The organism is Candidatus Amarolinea dominans (assembly GCF_016704685.1).
GTDB classification, from domain to species: Bacteria; Chloroflexota; Anaerolineae; order SSC4; family Amarolineaceae; genus Amarolinea; species Amarolinea dominans.
The window spans coordinates 1-18,784 of record NZ_JADIZS010000011.1 but is presented as its reverse complement, the minus strand read 5'-3'; the positions used below and the strand labels follow the sequence as shown (position 1 = coordinate 18,784).

Annotated in this window: 19 protein-coding genes; 13 read left to right on the top strand and 6 right to left on the bottom strand. The window is 61.4% G+C overall.

The annotated features are described in order from the left end of the window. Window positions 1–46 precede the first annotated feature (46 nt). On the top strand, window positions 47–184 hold the full coding sequence (locus IPF85_RS08585) for a hypothetical protein (protein WP_343407663.1): 138 nt from the start codon (window positions 47–49) through the stop codon (window positions 182–184). A 117-nt stretch (window positions 185–301) separates the two neighbouring features. After that, window positions 302–1,078: a hypothetical protein gene (locus tag IPF85_RS08580; protein ID WP_343407662.1), complete on the top strand. Its 777-nt coding sequence runs from the start codon at window positions 302–304 to the stop codon at window positions 1,076–1,078. Between the two features lie 443 nt (window positions 1,079–1,521). On the opposite strand, the gene IPF85_RS08575 is transcribed toward IPF85_RS08580, so the two are convergent. Beyond that, a complete protein-coding gene (locus IPF85_RS08575) occupies window positions 1,522–1,662 on the bottom strand; it encodes a hypothetical protein (RefSeq protein WP_343407661.1) in 141 nt (46 codons plus the stop codon). A gap of 120 nt (window positions 1,663–1,782) precedes the next feature. On the opposite strand from IPF85_RS08575, the gene IPF85_RS08570 reads away from it, so the two are divergent. The 11 genes from IPF85_RS08570 to IPF85_RS08520 all read left to right on the top strand — a co-directional run bounded on the left by IPF85_RS08570 (window position 1,783) and on the right by IPF85_RS08520 (window position 14,878). After that, a complete protein-coding gene (locus IPF85_RS08570) occupies window positions 1,783–2,184 on the top strand; it encodes an extracellular solute-binding protein (RefSeq protein ID WP_343407660.1) in 402 nt (133 codons plus the stop codon). Between the two features lie 246 nt (window positions 2,185–2,430). Continuing rightward, a complete protein-coding gene (locus IPF85_RS08565; RefSeq protein ID WP_343407659.1) occupies window positions 2,431–2,658 on the top strand; it encodes a hypothetical protein in 228 nt (75 codons plus the stop codon). Then, on the top strand, window positions 2,631–2,996 hold the full coding sequence (locus IPF85_RS08560; protein WP_343407658.1) for a hypothetical protein: 366 nt from the start codon (window positions 2,631–2,633) through the stop codon (window positions 2,994–2,996). The genes IPF85_RS08565 and IPF85_RS08560 overlap by 28 nt, the downstream gene beginning before the upstream one ends. Before the next feature lie 320 nt (window positions 2,997–3,316). After that, on the top strand, window positions 3,317–3,817 hold the full coding sequence (locus IPF85_RS08555) for a hypothetical protein (RefSeq protein WP_343407657.1): 501 nt from the start codon (window positions 3,317–3,319) through the stop codon (window positions 3,815–3,817). Further along, the gene (locus IPF85_RS08550; protein ID WP_343407656.1) at window positions 3,714–5,342 is read left to right on the top strand and encodes a hypothetical protein; all 1,629 of its coding nucleotides are present in this window, start codon (window positions 3,714–3,716) and stop codon (window positions 5,340–5,342) included. Before IPF85_RS08555 ends, IPF85_RS08550 begins: the two co-directional genes overlap by 104 nt. 536 nt (window positions 5,343–5,878) lie before the next feature. Next, entirely contained in the window at window positions 5,879–7,342 is a 1,464-nt protein-coding gene (locus IPF85_RS08545; protein ID WP_343407655.1) for a winged helix-turn-helix domain-containing protein, read from the top strand. A 447-nt stretch (window positions 7,343–7,789) separates the two neighbouring features. Further along, the gene (locus tag IPF85_RS08540; protein WP_343407654.1) at window positions 7,790–9,370 is read left to right on the top strand and encodes a hypothetical protein; all 1,581 of its coding nucleotides are present in this window, start codon (window positions 7,790–7,792) and stop codon (window positions 9,368–9,370) included. A gap of 15 nt (window positions 9,371–9,385) precedes the next feature. Then, a complete protein-coding gene (locus IPF85_RS08535) occupies window positions 9,386–12,436 on the top strand; it encodes a tetratricopeptide repeat protein (RefSeq protein ID WP_343407653.1) in 3,051 nt (1,016 codons plus the stop codon). Continuing rightward, window positions 12,433–12,660: a hypothetical protein gene (locus IPF85_RS08530; RefSeq protein ID WP_343407540.1), complete on the top strand. Its 228-nt coding sequence runs from the start codon at window positions 12,433–12,435 to the stop codon at window positions 12,658–12,660. The genes IPF85_RS08535 and IPF85_RS08530 overlap by 4 nt, the downstream gene beginning before the upstream one ends. After that, window positions 12,657–13,907, top strand: a complete 1,251-nt coding sequence (locus tag IPF85_RS08525; RefSeq protein WP_343407652.1) for a radical SAM protein — start codon at window positions 12,657–12,659, stop codon at window positions 13,905–13,907. The genes IPF85_RS08530 and IPF85_RS08525 overlap by 4 nt, the downstream gene beginning before the upstream one ends. Before the next feature lie 299 nt (window positions 13,908–14,206). Next, complete coding sequence (locus tag IPF85_RS08520) at window positions 14,207–14,878, top strand: nucleotidyl transferase AbiEii/AbiGii toxin family protein (protein ID WP_343407651.1); 672 nt, start codon at window positions 14,207–14,209, stop codon at window positions 14,876–14,878. 7 nt (window positions 14,879–14,885) lie between these two features. On the opposite strand, the gene IPF85_RS08515 is transcribed toward IPF85_RS08520, so the two are convergent. The 5 genes from IPF85_RS08515 to IPF85_RS08495 form a co-directional block, all read right to left on the bottom strand. After that, on the bottom strand, window positions 14,886–15,212 hold the full coding sequence (locus IPF85_RS08515) for a hypothetical protein (protein WP_343407650.1): 327 nt from the start codon (window positions 15,210–15,212) through the stop codon (window positions 14,886–14,888). A gap of 71 nt (window positions 15,213–15,283) precedes the next feature. Next, window positions 15,284–15,841, bottom strand: a complete 558-nt coding sequence (locus IPF85_RS08510; RefSeq protein ID WP_343407649.1) for a helicase-associated domain-containing protein — start codon at window positions 15,839–15,841, stop codon at window positions 15,284–15,286. A gap of 5 nt (window positions 15,842–15,846) precedes the next feature. Beyond that, window positions 15,847–15,987: a hypothetical protein gene (locus IPF85_RS08505; RefSeq protein ID WP_343407648.1), complete on the bottom strand. Its 141-nt coding sequence runs from the start codon at window positions 15,985–15,987 to the stop codon at window positions 15,847–15,849. Window positions 15,988–16,191: 204 nt separating this feature from the next. After that, a complete protein-coding gene (locus IPF85_RS08500; protein WP_343407647.1) occupies window positions 16,192–16,500 on the bottom strand; it encodes a hypothetical protein in 309 nt (102 codons plus the stop codon). Between the two features lie 741 nt (window positions 16,501–17,241). Further along, window positions 17,242–17,463 carry a hypothetical protein gene (locus IPF85_RS08495; RefSeq protein ID WP_343407646.1) on the bottom strand — a complete coding sequence of 74 codons (222 nt, stop codon included), beginning with the start codon at window positions 17,461–17,463 and terminating at the stop codon, window positions 17,242–17,244. Window positions 17,464–18,784 lie beyond the last annotated feature (1,321 nt).

Here is an 18,784-nt window from a genome sequence, read left to right as displayed (position 1 = left end):
ATGACCTATGGCGGCCCCTATTACGCCACGACCTTCGTGCCTACTCGTGTTCAAACTGGCCTTTGATCTCTTTGATTTTGGCCTTGCCGCCGCGATGACGGTGATTCTGTACCTGTTGACCAGCCTGTTGGTGGTGGGCATTGTGAACCTGGTTGGATTGAACAGACATGATGACATCGCCTGAACCGGGAAGGGCATTCCCCAACGTCCCCGTGCGGCCGTGCATTCGGTCGCCGGACCATCAACGACCCGGGCGAGACCCTGCCCGGTTTGTCGTTTCGGGGCTGGTCAGGAGTGGCCCGTGGCGCTTCTGTTCGTTCTGCCGCTTTTTCTGGATGGCGGTCGTGTCGTTGCGGCCCTGGGACTGCCGCCCGCGCACCGTCAAGGTGGTGGCCCGGGCGGCCGCAATGGAGCAACTACGTCGAGATTTTCGCCAGGTGCCCCTGGCTCGTTACCTGCTCAACTCGGTACTGGTCGTCGCGGTGTCCGTGCCACTGACGCTGTTGACCGCGTCCCTGGGCGGTTTGGCCTGTCACAAGTGCGCGACCCCTGGCGCAATCGCCTGCTGATCGTCGCCGTCTTCCTGCTCATGGTGCCCCCATCCGCTGTCTGGCTGTTTCGCTACCAGATGCTGAGTTGGGCCGGTCTGCTGGTCACGGTGGTCGCTGATTCTGCCGGCCTTTGCCGACGGCGGACCGCTGTTGGTGCTGCTCTTCTTCTGGACGTTTCGCCGCACGCCGGCGGATCACGAGGGCGCGGCTCAGAAAGCGCCGACGCCTGGACGACCTACCGGGAACTTGCCATGCCCTGGCCCGACCAACGGTGGCCGCAGTCGTCATGTTGGCCTTCGTTCAGTTCTGGAACGGCTTTTACCAATCCCGTACTCTATCTGTACCGGCCCGCAAACCTACACCCTGCCGATCGGCGTGCAGATCACAAGCAGCTCGATGCAACGAACTGGCCGCTCCTGATGGCCGGCGCCACGTTCATGACCATCCCGATCATCCTGCTGTTCGTTGTCTTGCAGCCGCTCTTTCTGAGCGACAACTCAATCATAACGCTCCTGGAAAAAGGCTGATGCGCAAGCTGTCTCTACTGTTGTTCGTTCTGTTGCTGATTTTGCCAGCTCTGTCCGGCTGTGCGGCCGCGCCAACGCCACACTCGATTTCGTTCATGGTCTCCGGCAGCAAGGCGGAGTACGGGCTTACCAAACGCTCGTAGACTCTTTCCAGTCCGCCAACCCGGATTACACCGTAGAATTGCGCTACATGCCGGATGATGCCGACTATCTGCGGCGGCTGGCCGCGGTTTCGCCGCGGCGCACCCGCGGACGTGATGTTGCTCAACAATCGCCGCATCGCGGCGTTCGCCGATAGAGCCGCGCTGGAGGCCGTGGGGCCGCGCCTGGCCTGGGAGCCAGGTGCTGAAAGCGGGCGATTTCTATCCGTAGGCGCTCGGTGCGTTCCGCTACCAGGGTGAGCTGTGGTGCGTTCCGCAAAACGTCTCCAGCCTGGTGATCTACTACAACAAGGCGCTGTTCGCCGCCGCCGGCATCACGTATCCGGCGAACGATTGGACGTGGGCCGACTTCGTCGCTGCGGCCAAAGCGTTGACCCTGGACAAGAACGGCGACAGCGTCACCGACCAGTACGGCGTTGGCATTGATCCTATCCTCTATCGCCTGGCGCCTTTCATCTGGCAGGCCGGCGGCGAGTTGGTTGACGATCCCGCCAACCCGACGCGCCTTAGCCTGGACAGCCCGGCCGCGCGCTTGGCGTTCCAGTGGTTCGTGGACTTGCAGGTCAAAGGAGAAGGTGGTTCCGGACGCGGCCGCCGAGGCCGCGCAGGACAGCCAGAGCCGTTTCCTCAGCGGCGCGCTGGGCATGTACTTCAACAGCCGGCGCGGTGCCCACCATGCGCACCATCAAAAATTTCGATTGGGACGTGGCGCCGCTACCCCGAGGGTCGCAATCGGCCAGCATCCTGCACAGCGACGGCTATTGCATGGCCGGCAAGAGCAAAGACAAGGAGGCCGCCTGGAAATTCATCGAATACGCTAACTCCGTCACAGGTCAGGAAATTGTAGCCCGCAGCGGTCGCACGGTGCCTTCACTGCGCATGGTCGCCGAATCGGCCAGTTTCCTTGATCCTGCAAAAACCGGCTCACAGCCAGGTCTGGCTTGATGCCGTGCCAACCTACGTACCGTTCGGTCATGTCCAATTGGCCCGCGATCGAAGACACGGTCAGCAAAGAGATCGAACGCCTTCTATGGACAAGCATCGGTGGCGGAGGCCGTCGCAACGGCTTCCGAGTTAACTCAACCCCTGTTCCAAAAAGGCGGCCCCATGAGGCAGCCAAAAATCAATACCGTGAGTAGGAGGAATGACGCATGAAGTACGCACGTAAGTTTTTTCGGCGCCATCACAATTTTGATGGTGTTCGGCCTGGCCTTTGTGCTGCCCGCTGACATGACGAGCACCAAGACCCTGGCCGGACAGCGCAGCGCAGTCAACCTGACCGGCGCTGCCCAACAGGAGACGCCGGTCGGCGAGTTCACCGCCAGCGACCCCGTCACGCCAGTCCTGACGTCGGCCAACGCGATGCACCGCCGCCCGTCCATGAACCCACCTTGGATCGTGAGATCAACCCGCGCATGAATTTCAATGCCAATCTCGATCCCACCTTCGATGTCAAGGGCGGCCCGGACCCGCTGCTGCCCCTGCAAGCCGCGGCTCCCCCGGCCCAGCCTGACGCCTTTGGCACCCCGATCTTTAACTTCAACGGCCAGGGCTACACCTTCGTCAACCCGCCGGACACCGTGGGCGATGTCGGCGCCAACCACTACATCCAAATGATCAATGCCACCGATGTGGCCGTCTACAACAAAGCGACCGGCGCCTTGATCCAGGCCTTTGCTCTCACATCCCTGGGCGGCTGCGCCGGCGGCAACGATCCGGTTGTTCTGTATGACCAACTGGTAACCGTTGGTTCTTGAGCGAATTCGGTTCTGGCAACGTTGTGCGTCCTCATCTCACAGACGGCCGATCCGTTGGGCGCGTACTACTCGTATTCGTTCAGCATGCCCAGCTTCCCGGACTACCCCAAGTACGGCGTGTGGCCCGATGCCTACTACGGAACCGCCAATGAAAGCAGCCCGTCGGCCTTCGCGCTGGATCGCGCCGAGATACTGGCCGTCCTCCCCGGCACGTTCCGGCGCTCCACCGCGGCCAATCCATCCGGTTTCGGCTTCCAGGCCCTGACCCCGGCCGACCTGGACGGCATGACCACGCCGCCAGCGGGCGCGCGGACTACATCATGCGCCACCTCGACACCGAAGTGCATGGCCCCAGCGGCTTCCCCAGCAGCGACATCCTGGAGATCTACGCCTTCCACGTGGACTGGACCACGCCCGCCAGCTCGACCTTCACCAAGCTGGCCGACATTGTGACAGCCGAGTTCGACTCAAGCCTATGCGGCCTGACCTCGTTCTACTGCATGGGCATGCCGGGCGTGGCGCAGGGCAGTTCCTCCTCGTTGGACCCGATCCGTGAAGTGATCATGAACCGTCTGGCCTATCGCAACTTCGGCAGCCACGAAACGCTGGTGGGCAACTTCGTCACCGACATCAATGGCAACAACATCGGCGGCGTGCGCTGGTTCGAGATGCGCAAGGTCGGCGCGGGTGCGTGGAGTCTCTATCAGGAAGGCACCTATGCGCCCACCACCGCGGACAACCGTTGGATGGGCGGCATCGCCATGGATCACGAGCATCAACGGCAGCAACCGCTACGGCGATTACGCGGCCATGAGCGTTGATCCGGTGGACGACTGCACCTTCTGGTTCACGGGGCAATGGAACGCCGCCACCCAGTGGAGCACCCGCATCGGCGCGTTCAAGTTCGATGCCTGCGGCACGCCCGGCTTCACCCTGGCCGTGACGCCCGCCAGCCAGCAGATCTGCGTGGGCGCCAATGCCGCGTACAACGTGAACATTGGCAGCGTCAGCGGCTACAACAGCCCGGTGACCCTGAGCGCGTCCGGCAACCCCGGCACGGCCGGCTTCAGCACCAATCCGGTCACCCCGCCCGGCGCCAGCACGCTGACGATTAGCGGTGCGGCCGCGGGCAGCTACAACTTCAACGTCGTCGGCACGGCCGGCCCGAACGTCCACCAGACCGCCGTTGACCTGACCGTGCAAGCGGCCGCGCCGGCATGCCGGTCCGCGACCGCGCCGGCTAACGGCGCACTCAACGTGCCCGCGACGCCGACGTTTACCTGGAACGCGGCCAGCGGCGCCGGCACCTATGACATCCAGGTCGCGACCGACGCCGGCTTCGTCACTGTTGTCGCTTCGGCCACCGGCCTGACCGGCACAACCTGGAATGGCGCCTCGCTCAACACCAGCACCACCTACTACTGGCGGGTGAAGGCGAACAACGCCTGCGGCGCCGGCGCCTACTCTGCCGTCTTCAGCTTCACCACCCAGGCTGCGCCTGGCGACTGTGGCCCCGGCACGACGGCCAACATTCTGTACACCAACGACTTCGAGGCGGGCGCTGGCGGTTGGACGCACAGCGGCACCGGCGACACCTGGGCGCTCTCCACCGCGCGGCCGCACAGCGGCACAACCTCCTGGAAGGCGAACGATTCGGCGACCGTCAGCGATCAGCGCCTGGTCTCGCCGGCCGTGGCCCTGCCCAGCGGCCAAAACCCGGTCACGCTCAAGTTCTGGAACTATCAGCACATCGAGTCAAGCGGTGCCACGGCCTGCTACGATGGCGCCATTGTGGAAGTGTCCACCGACGGCGGTGCGACATGGACCCAGGTGCCGAACGCCTCACTGCTGACCGACCCCTACAACGGGGCGGTCTCCGGCAGCTTTGGCAACCCGTTGGCCGGTCTGCAGGCCTGGTGCAGCAACCCCGCGCAGCCCTACCTGAACTCGATTGTGGATGTCACCAGCTATGCGGGCCAGACCGCGAGCTTCCGCATGCGCCTGGGCACCGACAGCTCGGTGAGCTACGAGGGCTGGTATGTTGACGACGTGATCGTGCAGTCATGCCAGCCCGCCGGCCCCACGCCCACGCCAACAGCAACGAGTGTGGCGCCGACCGCGACACCCACGGCCACATCCGTGCCGCCCACGGCCACTCCCACGGCCACAATCGTGCCGCCCACCGCCACTCCAACGGCCACACCGACGACTCCGCCGACCGGTGTGGAGTTGAGCAGCCTGGACAGCGGCACGCCGGGAACGAGCAATCTATGGTTGCCGCTGGCCCTGGCCCTCGTGCTGCTGACCGTGGTAGGTATGGCCTTGCGCCGGCGTATCGCGTGCTGAATCAGGCCATCGTTCGACCGTTGGTCGGGCGCAGCCAGGGCAAAGGCTCAGCAGACTGAAAGCGAAACGTAAGATGTAGAACAAGGCGCCGGTTGAATAAACAACCGGCGCCTTTTCGCGTACAAAATTGAGTCTCAATGCCCAGGGTGCAGGGACTCGACGCCTGCAACCACCCATCGGTAAGCCCGCGTGGCCCCCTAATCACCGATTGCACCACATGGAAGGCGTAGAGAGCAAATTGTGCCACTCGCCTGCGCCCGCTACCAACTATTGACGGCCCCCGCCCACTGTCATCGCGATACCTGGCAGGGGCTGTATTGCGACGGACGGGGACTCGTGGTAGAATGAGAACAGTGTCAGTTGATTTGCGCCTGGATACGCGTGCCCATGTGGTGTCGGGAGTAGCAGGAGGCCCCCGGCCATGAGTAAATCAACCAGTTCCAGTTCCAAACCGATCCTCACCGTTGCCGAAAAGCAGGCCCTACGCGATTGGCTGGTCCTTGCATGAGTTTCGCGCGAACCCGTTCGATGTCCGTGTGGCCGAACACGAAGCGAAGCGCGAACCGTACCTCCACACCTATTTTATTTCCACGCCCTATTATGATGAGATCCGCGAAGCCCAGACCCTGATTGTTTACGCGTCACGTGGCTGCGGCAAAAGTGCGCATCGCATCATGGTCGCGCGCGATTGCCGGCCCTACAACCCGTCGTCCACCACGCTGGGGGTTGAATATACGTCGTTCGGCAACCTGGCAGAGTGGGTCAAGAACGGACGCCCCCTCACTGCGGGGGACCACATCCGGCTAATCTTGGATCGCGCCACACTCACACTGGTTGAGACTCTGGCCAATGATGTCAACCTGGCCAAATGTCTCTCGGGGAAGGGACTGCAGCGCTTACGTTGGTTCTGGGACACCTTCTGTCCGGTGGCGCAGGATCAAGTCTGGTTCACCGATCAGCTCCATGCTGCAACCGGCGCCATACCTGTGTACGATTGGCGAGCGTTCGATCAGGCCTACGCCGGTCGCCAATTAACTGTTCTGTTCGAAAGTCAAGCGCAGCAATGGAAACCAGCCGGGCGCTTCTGGCTGGCCCTGGCCGATGCACCACCGGCAGCGATTGATGAAAACTCTCGTTCACCGCTCTTCCTCTGGCAATCGTTCATGCGCCTGGTGCGTCAAGCCGGCTTGACCGATGCCTGCATTCTGATTGATGAGGTTGATGAACGCCCCCCACTGACCGACAACCCGGATTTCATGGCCGATTTTCTTGCTCCCCTGTTGGCGGACCTGGATATTATGGAAGCCGACGACACGGCGTTCAAGCTCTTTTTACCGGCTGATCTACAAACCGAATTGCATCGCCGGCCCGGTGTGCGTATAGATCGCTTGCCCACACGGAGTATCGTATGGAACGATGAGTCGTTGGCTGAATTGCTGCGCCAACGGCTGGTGGTGTTCAGCGATACCAGGGTCTCTGATTTCGAGGAATTATGCGAACCTGATTGCGGCGCGCTTTTGCACACTAATCTGATCAAGACCGCGAGCGAGGTGCCACGCAATCTGATCGAACTGTGCGACAGCTTGATCGTCACCCATGCGCGCCGCCAGGCAGCACAGCCCACCGAGCCAGTTCGTCCCTTGCTGACGTGGCAGGAGTGGGAGACGATTCAGAGCGATTGGAAAGCGGGTATGCAATCATCGGTCATCACTGGGGTTCCACTCCTACGCTTCGATAAAGCGACTGGCCGGATTCGTGTCGGGGCGCGCGAGTCCGTGTTAACGGGCCGGTTGCTAGAGCTTTTCTCCGTTCTCTATGATAATGCAGGAGAGGTCGTTGAAAACGAGGATTTGATTGATATATTTGATGGCGACTCGGCTCTGCGCCGTGTACTAAGCCGCCTGCGCGATCTCATCGAACCCAAGGGGGCCGATGAGCCGATCTATTTGGCTACCGTGCGTGGTCGCGGTGTGCAGCTGAATCATGTGGCTAAACGCTAGCGCGCCAGGCTGCGCACAGAGCTTAGCAATCAACAGATCCCTGTTTGTATTCCGGCAGAACATGCCCAAAAAGAACAGGACGCTCTTTTGACCAGCCCTAAGTTGTCAAGTCGTTGTCAAGTAAGCGTTTAGTTGACCGGTTAGAATAGTCGCAACGAGAACTATCGTCTGACTGAACACGATTTCCGCGCCGCTTGTGCGCAAATCTAAGAAAGATCGGCAGTGCATGATGCATATCCTACGCGTTTCCGGTCAGTGGACCGCAGCTATTTTTCACATTGCATGGAAGGTAATCGCCTTTCAGCAAACCAAACGCCCTGGCGATCTGGGTTAGTAGAGCCAATACCCAATTTTGGGGTATTGGCTTTTTTGTTTTTGTTCTCATGTCAACGTGGAGGTTCACCATGAACTTGTGGCACGCTTGACGGCTTTGCAAAGGAGGAGATTATGACACAAGCAAGGGGCGCTGCGTCTGCCCTGACGCAGATGCAACCCCAACCAAGCCTGACGTCAGGTGTCGTCTATGTTCCACCCCCGGCCTACGAGACCGATAAATTCGTTGCACGCGAGAAACTTTTGCAGGGTTTTCGGGACCAACTGAAGGAAGCCAAGCACGGGCAATCGCTGCGCCAAATCATCATGTTGTGGGGAGTCAGCGGGCTGGGCAAGACCTGGATCATACGACACCTGGCGCACGAACTTGGGCACGATCAGCCCGACGCCCAGCAAAAAGGCAGTTTTGCCATTGTTTTTGACTTTGCCGAAGATACGGTACGCCACTGCGAGACCCTCGACGCACTGCTGCGGACCTTCACGCAGAGTGTGCAACAAGCGATTCACCGTCTCGAAAATCAACTCAACACCGACGAACGAAGGGAAATCGCTCTGATCAACGAGGCGATTGCAGGCGGCCAATCTCCAGAAGAGATCGCCAGGGCGATCGTCTGTTTGTTCCAGGCGTTGAGCGAGCGCTTCGTGCCCATTTGCCTCTTTGACTCGCTCGACATTCTCGAAGACACCCATTTCGATTGGTTTGCCTGGTTCGAGGAACACCTGTGGATGCCCATCGGGCGCGACTCCAGGATGCTGCTTGTGTTTGCGGCGCGCAAAGAGATGAAGCGCTTTCAGCAGTTTGAAGTCCGACGCAGACTCAAGCGTTGGCAGGTTTTGCCTTTCAAAACGGATGAGGTTACCGCCCAACTCAAGCAGGAACGCAGAGTCGCAGAGGCGGAGCTGGTTGGCAACATCCTCTACCCGTACTCCTTCGGTCATCCCTATGCCACCTGGCGTTTGGGTGAAGGACTGGCCGCTTTGACACCGGCTGCACAACCGATTGATGAGCGTGTGGCACGACAGTTCGAAAAGGACTTTGCCGATCTCCTGGGAACCGTGATCGAATGGTGGCTCAATCATGTCAACTGGGATGTGCGCCAACGCTTGCTTGCCGCAGCCACCCTGCGCCATTTTCATATTCGAGCCCTGCAGATGTTCCTGGCCGAAACTGAAAACAACGATGACTTGAGGGCCGAGCCAGACTCGTACTTTCAGGACATCATCAAGTCTATGCTCGGCACTGACCTGACGTTCTGGAGTCAAATCCATCACGGTTATATCATTGACCCAACCGTGCGCAAGATCATCAATCGTTGGCTGCTCTTGACTGATGCCGACGAGTATGACCGGCGCCATCGCAGCGCCAAAGACCTTTATGTCAGACTGATTCGCGAGAGCCAACCGCTGAGCGCTACCTACATCATCGCCGCTATCTACCATGACGCCATGCGCGCGAAGGCGCGGGCCGGCGGCGACACCCCGTGGAGCGTGATCGAGCCTACGGTTACGGCTTATCTGGATCCCGTTACGAGCAGGCTTGACCTGGAAGGCGTTACGACCCTGCAAGAAGAGCTCGAGCGAGACGATGAATTGCGAGAATTGCTGGGCGAGTGCTACCAGGAGTTGACTGAGCGCGTTGATGCGCTGGCGCGGGTGGTGAGTCAGCACAGCAGCAATGGCGCAACGATACCTTGACACGGAGGCAATCTCATGACTAACTTAAGACATTACGCCTTACGCACAGAGGACATCATCGGCCGCGCGGTCGAGTTGAAGCTGGCCCAGGACGCGTTCGCCCACTGGGGACACACCGACGTTCTTTACTTCCACGGGCCTGGCGGTATTGGCAAGACGCGCCTGTTGGAGAAAATTGGCGAATCCGCAGGTCAGCGCAGCACTTCCGAGCGCCCGCTCCGTTGGAGCAAGATCATTGATCTCTACCTGTCGAGCACCCACAGCAACAGTGGTATCGAGAGGGCGATCTGTGAGGCCATTGACCCTGACCGCCACTATTTTGACCATTACTGGGGTCTGCGCGCGAGTTTTGAGCGCCAGCGTCACGAGCATGTGGATGCAAAGCAACTCGAATCGCTTCGTGTCCAGCTCACAGCAGCCTTCGTCGAGGGGTTCAACGCACTGGCGGATCAGGCGCGCGTCCTGCTCACTTTCGACACGGTCGAGTTGGTTCAGTATGAGAACGACATCATCCAAACGATCTGCCAGGTGCCGCAGGAGGCCATCGCGGTGAAGATGTGGCTGCTGGAGACGCTGCCGCAACTGCACAACGCCGTCATTGTCTTTGCCGGCCGTCCCAACAGCATGAAGCTGGACGCTGATTTGCGCGTCGCATTTGGCAATCAACCCGACCGGTGCTACACCGCCCGTGAGCTGGCCGGTTTTGACGAAACCGAGACGGCGCGCTACTTTGCAGCAATGGTTGCCCTGGCCACGCGTGAGGAGCGCACGCAGAGCCAAATCACCATCGGGCCGGGCCAGTTATACGCGTTTACTGGCGGGCGTCCCATCCGCCTGGCCCTCCTGATTGACCTGGCCGTTTATGGCGGCGCAGACATCGAAGATCTGTTTGCCGAGGGATCACCCGACCAGCACAACGCTGATGACCGCTGGCAGGAAATTGCCCCTCGTGTCATTGCTCGCATCCAGAGACTGGACACCGGCTACCCCATCGAAGATACCTTGCCCTACATGGCGCTCACACGCCAGGGCCTCGATGCCGAATTGTTGTACTACCTGGAACCCGGTTGGCCGCTGGATGCGTGCCAGCAACGCCTGGAGGCGATGAAACGATTCACCTTTGTCAAGTCACGTCCGGATTGGCCGCGCATCTACCTGCACGATGAAATGTACGATTTACTTGACGATCCCAAAATGGGATTCATGCCGATTGCAGACCTTATCAGCAAATGGCAGCAGATTGCCGGGTTCTGCCAGAATCGGTTGGCGGCTGTCAGTGATGAGGATGCCCAGCAGAATGTCAAGATTGATATTCTGCACTATGAACTGCGCGCTGACCCTCGGCATGGCTTCGAGCGCTACTTTGCGAGGTGGGACGAGGAGGCCATCAAGGCGGCCCTGGTCGGCTTCGACATGCGTCTACGTGATGAGTTCTTGCGTTTCTTTCAGCAGCCTGGCGCCATCCGTCGGGCGCAATACGAGGGCGTGAGCCAGGAAGCGGTGAACCGCGACAGCGCCATCCGCTGGATCAAGCGTCACATCAATCGCGGCGACAATCACCGGGCCGTCCAGATTGCGGAGGTCATCCTACAATTTGCTCCACTCTCTGTTCAGCAAAGCCTCACGCCGGTATCATCACCTGCTGCCCTCAAACCTGATCTAGCTGGTGATGCCGCCAGGATTTTTGGCGCCGATGATGTCTATTTCTGGACGCATCTGTTGACTTACTATGCAGAGGCGCTGATCTACAGCGGCAATGAGGCGTCTGGCCGACAAGCGCTGAACCTGGCCATAGATTCGTTGACACCGGTCGTCCCGGCGGATGAGTATCAGCAGTGGTGGCGTCAACGCATCCTGGGACGAGCCCACAACAATCGAGCCTATGCACGTTGGGTGAGTGGGCGCTACAGCAGGGCCTTGACTGATTACCGTCATGCCGTGCGCTACCTGCGCGAGGCCGATCTGAAAGATGAATTGGCCGACACAACCAACAACGAAGCGTTCCTGTACGCGGTCATGGGACGCCAATACAACGCGGACTCCTTGATCGAAGATGCCCTCAGTCTGCGCCGTGAGCTACGTCTGCGCTTCCCCCTCGCCATGAGCCTCACCACCCAGGCTGCCATTCACGCCCTGTTGGGACGACCGGATGAGGCGATTCACCCTGCGGAAGAAGCCAAGAGGATTGCCAACGAACTCAATAACCGCCGTGCCCTCGGCCTGGCTACGCTGACCCTCGGTCAGGCCTATCGTATGCAAGGCGATCGCGCCAAGCGTGGGTCGTACAACATCGAGAGCGCCAACAGGTTGTTTTCTAAGGCTGTGGCAGCCCTGGAAGAAGCGCTCACCATCTTTGTCACTGATGATCCGCAAGAGGATCAGGTCAAGGAACCGATGCGTCGCTGGCAGGCGCTCAATGAGCTGGCCGATACCTATACCGACTGGGCCTTCGCCCTGGAAACGATCGGCCAGTCGCCGGTAGATGCAGGGGCAAAGCGCGCCCAGGCCATTGCGCTGCAACTGCAGGCGGCCGACATTGCTGATAGTTTTGGACTGACCCGCCAGGCGCTCGACACCTACGACGACCTGGCCCAGACCTACGCCGACAGCGGTGACTTACCCACGGCACGAGAATGGCTGGCGCGTATCGAACAAGCGATACCACCGGAGTATCGGCTGCAGCCGGGCGGTTTTGGCAAGATAGATGATCCAATTGATGAATACTGGCTGGCCCTGGGCAAGCTGCACCTGCAGCGGGCCATTTGGACGTCCAAGGGCCTGGACGAGACGCTGACGGTCGCGGGCAAGGATCTTTTGCTTGAGCAAATGATGACTGAATTCGTCATCTCGGTTGCCTATTTCGAGAAATTCTCAGACGTTGCCCCGCGCCTGCGTGAGACTCTGGCGGCGGTTTATCGCCGTATCCGGCCGCTCAAGGGTGAGCGGCTCGATCACCTGCGTGATGTCGTCCGCCAGGTGGGGCAGACCTACAACGTCGTTCCCAAGCGTCTCCTACTTGTCATCGAAGATATAGCCGGCCTGAGCGAGGAGGAAGCTGTGCAATGAGCAATACGTCTGAATGGGAGACGCCTTCTGCTCTCCTCGCCATGAGACTGACTATCGAGCTGTTCGATTCCGGCGCAGGGGCGCCATTGCTGCCGGTTGAGTTAGATGAGACGGCGGCGCCGCGGCCTGATCTGTCTCAACCGGCGTTCGATTCGAATTGCGGCGCCTGCGGCAGCGATTCGGATCTCATCGTCGCCCCAGGCGCCGCCGAGGCAATCCCGTGATTCACACGCTGTCGGCGCCTGTGCTCTATTCGTTGGAATTGACCCCGGCCTGCAACAACCGCTGCCCGGGGTGTTATAACGTCTTCATTGACGATAAACAGACCCGCCGGGGTCAGCTCCGCCACCGGCCCTTGAACGCGGCGCAGTGGGCCACGGTGCTCGACCAGATCGCGCCGCACGCCAGCCGTGTCAAGCTGACCGGCGGGGAAGCCACACTGCATCCAGATTTCGCGGCGATCGTGCGCGCCGTCGCCGATAGGGGCATCGAGTTTTCGCTTTTCACAAACGGTCGTTGGCTACAGCCGGAAATTCTGCTTGATTTCCTGGCCGCGGCGCCGCAGTTGACCGGTCTCGTGATCTCGCTGCACGGCCACACAGCCGCCACGCATGAGTTGTTCAGCGGCGTGGCCGGCTCGTTCGCAGAAACGGTCGCCAATATCCGGTTGGCTGTCGCTCGCGGCATCCCGGTCACCACCAGCACCGTTTTGACCCAGGCCAATCAACATGCGCTGGATGCCATCATGGATTTGGCGCTGGCGCTGGGCGCGCGCCATGTCACCTTCAATCGCTATCTGGGAGCGCCTCTGCCCGGCAGCGATCTATCGAAGCAGGAGCTGATCCGAGCCGTCAACCTGATTGATCGCCTGAAAGCCGCCGGGCGGCCAGCGCAGTTTGGCATTTGCGTGCCGCAGTGCCTGACGCCCAACTCATCGAGCGGCTGCCTGGCCGGTGTGGCCTACGCCACGGTTGACCCCTGGGGTAATCTGCGGCCGTGCAATCACTCGTATCTGTTGGCCGGCAATCTGTTGAAGCAGTCACTAGAGGCAGCCTGGCATTCGCACGAAATGCAAGCCTTCCGCGAGGCCGTACCCGCTCAATGCCATGAGTGCGGTGTCTTCAGCACCTGCCACGGAGGCTGCCGGGCCGTGGCGATGGAGTTGGGGCTGGAGAAAGACCCGCTGATCGGGGATGCCATTCCGCTGCACGCCGCGCCGCGCCTGCCGGCCCCCCTGAAACTGCATCCGGACATGAAACCCGAACCGCGCTACCGGCTGCGTGTGGAGCAATTTGGTTTTGTGCTCCTGCGCGGTAACGCGGTGGTGTCGCTGCGCCCCGACGCGCAACCGCTGCTCGCTGCATTCAACGGCAAGACGACCCTACGCACGCTGGCGCAGGACTTCGGCCAGCCGGCGCTCAGCCTGGTCGGAACTCTGTACCAAAAGGGGTTGTTGGCGCTGCCGCTGTGATACCCGCGGCACATATCGGCCGCGATTTCTTCCGGGGTTGGCGAATTCCAAGAGGTGCTGTGACCATGCCGGGTGAAGGTTCTCCCAGCAGTTCCAAATGTAGCCTGGTTTTTAACCACAGAGAAAGAACGCAGAGAGTCGATCTGCCGTTTCTTTGTGTTCTCTGTGCTCTTTATGGTTGAATGTGCTTTGGAACTGCTCTCCTGGCCGTGTTGCGATGGACGTAGACTCGTGGTAGAATGACCGCGTTCTGGTTGTGTTACTGCCGGAAGAGAGCCATCGAAGGGGTTTGGGTCACCATGACAGCTGATCTTGCCGCCCCCGCTATCACCTACGAGCCTGTGCTGAACGCGGGTGCTTTGCTGTTGCGCGAATACGTCACGGCCGAACCGCTGCCGCTGGCGACGATTCATGCGGCGGTGCTCGATTTTCTGCGTGACCGCAATGATGTCGCTGTGTTCGGTGCGCAAGCAGTCAACGCCTATGTGCATGAGCCGCGCATGACCCAGGACATTGACCTCATGGCGACGCACCCAACCGAACTGGCCGAAGAACTGCGAGCTTACCTGGCGCGACGCTTTCACATCGCCGTGCGCGTTCGTGAGGTTGCCGGCGGTCGCGGCTTCCGGCTCTACCAGGTGCAGAAAACCGGTAACCGTCACCTGGTTGATATACGCGCGGTGAAAGCCTTGCCCGCGATCGAACGACTTGCCGGCGTCCAGGTCATCGCGCCCGTCGAGCTGCTTGCCAGCAAAGTCACGGCTTACGCGCAGCGCCGCAGCAGCCCCAAGGCCGGAACCGATTGGCGCGACATCGCCATGCTCCTGCTGGCATTTCCTGCACTCAAGTGCGATCCCGGTCCGGTGACCGATCGGCTCCTGGCGAACATGGCCGATGAAACGATTCTCGCCGCCTGGCGTGAACTGGTCGCCCAGCCGCTTGTTGCGGCGCTCGACGAAGACGAGTTCTGATCTGGGCCTAATCCCACACCCCTTCGCTGACGATCACTTCCCATTCCGCCAGGCGGGCGCGCACGCGGGAGAGCGTATCTTCCTTGACCACGAGCCAGGTGCTGTCCGCGCCGGGCAGCGGCTTGAGCGCGCCGCGCAGACTGCGGTCGGCCAGCAGTTGTATCGCCGCCTCAGCCGTACCCACCCGCAGCAAGGTGACATGGCCTACCTGGGCCTTCTCCGGCGGACGCGCCCAGCGTTCGATGCGCTGAACCAGCTCGGCCGGCAGCGGACCTGGCGCCAACTGCCGCAACAGCGCCAGGAAGGGTTCGGCCGTGGCATTCTTGTCCACCACCGCCTTCACTTTCTCCGCGGTGATGGTCCAAACCCTGGTCGGTTGCTCCCCGGCTGCGGCGCCCGGCGTTGCTACCCGCTGCAGCAGCGGTAGCCAGAGAGGGTCTGGCAGAGCGGCCGCAGACTGCAGCTCTCCTTCGGCTGTGACTCGCCAGGCGCCCACAGGCGCAGCCGGCGGCATCTGCATCGCCAATTCCCGCGTGCCAGCAGCGCGCCAGAGCACCCCGGGCCGTGCGCCTGGTCCAGGGCCAGCTCCACGATGGTGGGCGCCAGCCTTTGCCCGAAGAAGGGGGCAAGCGCCGGATCGGTCAGGAGCTGATCGAGCAGCGCCTCACTTTCGGTTTGCAGCAGGGGCGCGGAGTGGCGCAGCGTGACACGCGCGTGCCGGCCGACCCATTCTTCCATCTCGCGCTGCACGTTGCCGGGCAGCGGGCTGTGGCTCCATTGCTGCAACAAATCAACGATCTGCTCCAGCGTCAGGCCGGCCTGCGCGGCTCGGTACAGGCTGGCCTTGGTCAACTTGAACTCTGGCGCTTCGGCCAACCGCGTCAAGTCGGCAAACGCGCTGAGCTGAATGAGTGACCGAAAATCCAGCCGCGGCAAGGCAACAACCTGAAAAGTTGGCTGCACCACGATCAGCCTGGTGTAGATGTCTCCTGCGGCGCGACGCCCAGGAGAGTCGCCAGGCCGTCGGCTGAAACGCGAAACGCAATCGCCTGCCCCGCAGCGTCCAGGGCAATGTCGCATGCGCCCAGCCAATGGAACGGCCCTTGCACGGACTCCGTGATGAAGGGCCGTTCGTAATCGCTCCATTTTTGTACAGGCGGTAAGGCCTGCGCCGCGCAGGCGCAGCAGTTCCGGCGCCCAAAGGCTGACCTGCTGTGAGAACGAATCGAAACTGATCCAGACGCCGGCTGGAACGACCTGCAAGAATTTCAACAGGGCGCTGCGCCGCTGCTGTCCTTTTTGCCTGCCCCACATCATTGGCCCGCTCCAGTTGCTTCAGCCAGTCGCCCGCGCCTGATGGAAAGCTTCCAGGCCAGGAACAAGAAATCGGCCTGCGGCAGGCCGAGGAAACTCGGCTCCGGACAACGGACGAGCAACCCGCCCCTTGTCTCCAGAATGCCCAGACCGGTGGCCAGTGTCGCATAGAACTCCGGTGATCTCCTGGCTTCCTGATCGTTCAGAGTCTGGCCGCCGATGTTCAGCGCGGCTGGCTTTTGCGCAGTCCAGCGATGAAACTCGCCCTGGATCGTCAGGGCGGAGCGGTTGGCGAAAGATGCTCCCACAAGGCAAAAAAAAACGCAGATGGGCCAGGGTTCCCGCGACCGGATCCGCCGACGCACCGCGCTGTCGTCCAACACCTGAAACCGATTCAGGCTGCGGCAGGACGCTCAGAACCTCAGCGGGCACGCACAGTGTTTCTCCTGGGCCAAAATCGACACGGCTGCCGGGAAGAACGGGGGTTCACCGGGAGGAAACCCAGGCCAGCCGTCGGCAGGCGTGCGGTGACATCGCTGAAGCGCTGCAGTGCAGGTCGCCAGATGCGGTATGTAGCGGAAATGATTGGCCACCTTCAGCGCAAGCCATCCGATTCGATCAACCTGCGCTCACCAGTTCGATCTGCAGAGGCGCCGCCTGGTCGGTTTCCGCAGCGGATTCGATCCATGATCGTTTTTCGGTCACGGGCGGGCTCGGTGCGCGGCCTGGATCGCCTCTGGCTCGGCAAGCTGCTGCGCGACGCCGGCAGCGCCGCTGCGGCGCCTGGCGCGCCAGGCGGAGCGGCGTCCGGCACCTGCTCGTTGACGGTGAAGAAGGTCGAGGCAAGGTCTGGTCATGGCGCCATCTTCGCAGTCCCGGGCGAGGCGTGTTCCTCTTGGAGCGTCGCTGATGACCCGGTTGGCGTGTGGCGCAAGCGATCAGGCGCATCGCGCATGGCGTCGAGGCCTGATCGGGATGACGGCCGGGGTGCGGGTGAGTGGGCGCAGCGGCAGCGGGGCGCGCCGTCCTGGATTCCTGCAGGGGCGAAATCATCCTGCCGGATCGAGCCGCTTGATGTTTTCGAAGATGCGAATGCGGCCATAGGCGCCGGAGCCAATGTTGAACGGTCTGCGCAGCAGGGCTGCGCCGCAGATGAACCGCCGAGGCCGCGCTTTCCAGGCCAAAGCCAGGATGGCGGCGGGGTCGGCGCCCTGGTCCAGGCTGATTGCCAGCGAGTCGGGCTGCAATTCCTGGAACAGGAGGGCTGCCATCCGCCGCCGGCTGCGGCTGATCCAGCGCCAGGGCCGCGCACCGGCGGAACACGGTGCCCCACAACCTGGTCGGTGCTGGCAACGCTTAACTTGAAAGTTGCCATCGTCCATGACCTGCAGGCCGGTGTGCGGCGCCGAGAGGGCGGAGCGGTTTCGAGGATCAGAGCAGCCCAGGTGCCCAGCGGGTCGGGCTGGAAAGAAAACGCTTTTTGCCAGGCCAGCCCACCCAACCAAGGCCAGGGGGCCGTGACCTGGCCATTGTTCGATGAATGCGCCGAGGCCAATCTGCCAGGCGCTTCGCCGCTTTTCCAGGGCGGTGGTGTGACCCGCGTTCAGGGCCAGTCCCCACGCTGGGTCTTGGGAGAACTTGGAAAGTTAGGACTCGGAAGTTGGGACATGGCGTGCGTCAGGGTCCGGGCTGAGATACCACTGACCAGAGTCAGGCGTTCGAGCAGGCGCAGCGCAGGTTAAAGCGGTCCGCCAGGCAGGTTGTCCAGTCCGGCTGGCGTTGCTATCTGCCGGTTCTGCACGAAACTCGGCTGCACGACCATCTCGACCCGTTTCGCTGGGTTCCAGCAGACGCCATTCACCCCAGGAACCGGAGCGCTTGCCAGGCTTTGCAAAAGCGATTGAGGCGGGAGCAGGCGGCCTGGCCAAACCAATTCCAGAAGGCTTTGGCGATTGACGGACGAAGTGAGTCGTGTCGTACCGCGATCTGCGTAGCAGCAGGCCAGGCTAGTTCCCCAGGTGACGGAGGCACGTCGGGAAAGGCGCTATGCGTCGCCCGGCAGATCGAGCTTGGTGCGAACGGCCGCGATCCGCCGCGCCCGACTGTGGCAAAGGCTGATCCCACCGTGAGGAAACCGTCAGGCGGAGCCGGGTGCGGCCACTGTTAGCCGGCCAGGCGATGACCAGGGCGGCTGGCGGTGTGAGGTGGCACCATGTCGGGAAGAGAAAGAAGGAGGTGCTTTGGGCTAACCGGGCGCTGGCAAGGGCACATCGGCGCTGGATTGACGACCGCAGGCGAAATGACGTAGCCGGGTCCTAGACGGCATGAAGGTTCAGGTTGTGGCCACCCAGTTGGTACAGACGGTCGCCGTTTCTTCGGACGTGCGTTCGATCTTCCACGGTTGCGCCGCAGCGCCGCCGATCTGGGAATCTCATAAAGCCGTATTCTAGTGGCCAGTGGCTGGGGGAGCGTTTGGCGAAGTTCGGGAGTGAGTGAAGCGGTTGATATTGGCAAAAGTGGGGGGCTGGTGGATCGCTGAGGTTGGTATGCCATGATCAGGATGATGGTATCCCCGTGGCCCAGTGGGCAGTT

Excerpts from the sequence above, each read along its gene's own strand:
- IPF85_RS08575 (WP_343407661.1), bottom strand. The coding sequence starts at position 1,662 with ATGCCAACGCCGTACTGGTCGGTGACGCTGTCGCCGTTCTTGTCCAGG.
- IPF85_RS08555 (WP_343407657.1), top strand. The coding sequence starts at position 3,317 with ATGCGCCACCTCGACACCGAAGTGCATGGCCCCAGCGGCTTCCCCAGC.
- IPF85_RS08550 (WP_343407656.1), top strand. The coding sequence starts at position 3,714 with ATGCGCCCACCACCGCGGACAACCGTTGGATGGGCGGCATCGCCATGG.
- IPF85_RS08540 (WP_343407654.1), top strand. The coding sequence starts at position 7,790 with ATGACACAAGCAAGGGGCGCTGCGTCTGCCCTGACGCAGATGCAACCC.
- IPF85_RS08535 (WP_343407653.1), top strand. The coding sequence starts at position 9,386 with ATGACTAACTTAAGACATTACGCCTTACGCACAGAGGACATCATCGGC.
- IPF85_RS08530 (WP_343407540.1), top strand. The coding sequence starts at position 12,433 with ATGAGCAATACGTCTGAATGGGAGACGCCTTCTGCTCTCCTCGCCATG.
- IPF85_RS08520 (WP_343407651.1), top strand. The coding sequence starts at position 14,207 with ATGACAGCTGATCTTGCCGCCCCCGCTATCACCTACGAGCCTGTGCTG.
- IPF85_RS08495 (WP_343407646.1), bottom strand. The coding sequence starts at position 17,463 with ATGGCAGCCCTCCTGTTCCAGGAATTGCAGCCCGACTCGCTGGCAATC.